This window comes from uncultured Roseibium sp., assembly GCF_947496995.1.
In the GTDB taxonomy this organism is placed as follows: domain Bacteria; phylum Pseudomonadota; class Alphaproteobacteria; order Rhizobiales; family Stappiaceae; genus Roseibium.
Genome location: NZ_CANMFD010000016.1, coordinates 1 through 933 on the forward strand (window position 1 = coordinate 1; position 933 = coordinate 933).

Here is a 933-nt window from a genome sequence, read left to right on the forward strand (position 1 = left end):
GTGCCGGCCGGCTGGTCACCGGAGACCAGAATGTCATCTTCGTCAAGAACCGCATTCGACACACCCGGGGCGCTGCCACCGGGATTGCTGACGACCGGTGCATCGTCCACGATGCGGATCGACAGGGTCACATCGAGGGTATCGTCATCTCCGTCGGTGGCCACCACCGTCAGGTTGATCGACTGACCTTCGTCGCGTCCGCCAGGCACGCCGTCCGGTGCCTGATGATCGATATTGCCCAGAAGCGTGACCGTGTAGCCGGCATCGCTGTCGTTCAGCTCGGCGGTAAAGATCGTCTCGCGTGCCAGGCCCGGACCGCCCGGTGTCACACCGGACAGAGTCTGCCCGTCAGCCGACAGTACGAAGAAGATCGGCCGGCCGTCGGAGGTCAGCCCGCTGTCGATGCCGGGGCCGCCGGCAACAAGCGTGTCGCTGTTCTCGTTGGGCACGACGAAGGCACCGGAGAAGGCCGTCGACTTGAAGCCGTCCGCACCGAAGTCAACCCGCAGGTTGCCCGTGGCCACCCGCTGATCCGACGCAACACCGCCATCGGTGCCGGCCGGCTGGTCACCGGAGACCAGAATGTCATCTTCGTCAAGAACCGCATTCGACACACCCGGGGCGCTGCCACCGGGATTGCTGACGACAGGCGTGTCGTCATCGATGGAGACGGTAAGCTTGCTGTTGGCGGTGTCGCCGTCTCCGTCCGTCACGCGGAACATGAAGGTCAGGTCGAGGTCGTCGCTTTCGGTGGCATCGTCAGAACCGTGCACCAGCGGTGCAGACTGAACGAAGCTGTAGGAACCGTCGTTACCGACTGTCAGCGTTGCGACGGTGTCGCCGCTCGCATCGCCCTTTGCCGTCCAAACCGTGGTTCCAACGTTGGTCGTCTCGCTCGTCCAGGTCACCGTCTCGATGGACGCAACACCCGTG

At 64.1% G+C, this 933-nt stretch carries 1 protein-coding gene; it reads right to left on the reverse strand.

Annotated features, from left to right (window positions below; translation table 11 throughout):
- Positions 1-933, reverse strand: a 933-nt coding sequence (locus Q1B40_RS24675; RefSeq protein ID WP_367279197.1) for a DUF5801 repeats-in-toxin domain-containing protein, incomplete at both ends; no start/stop codon positions are given.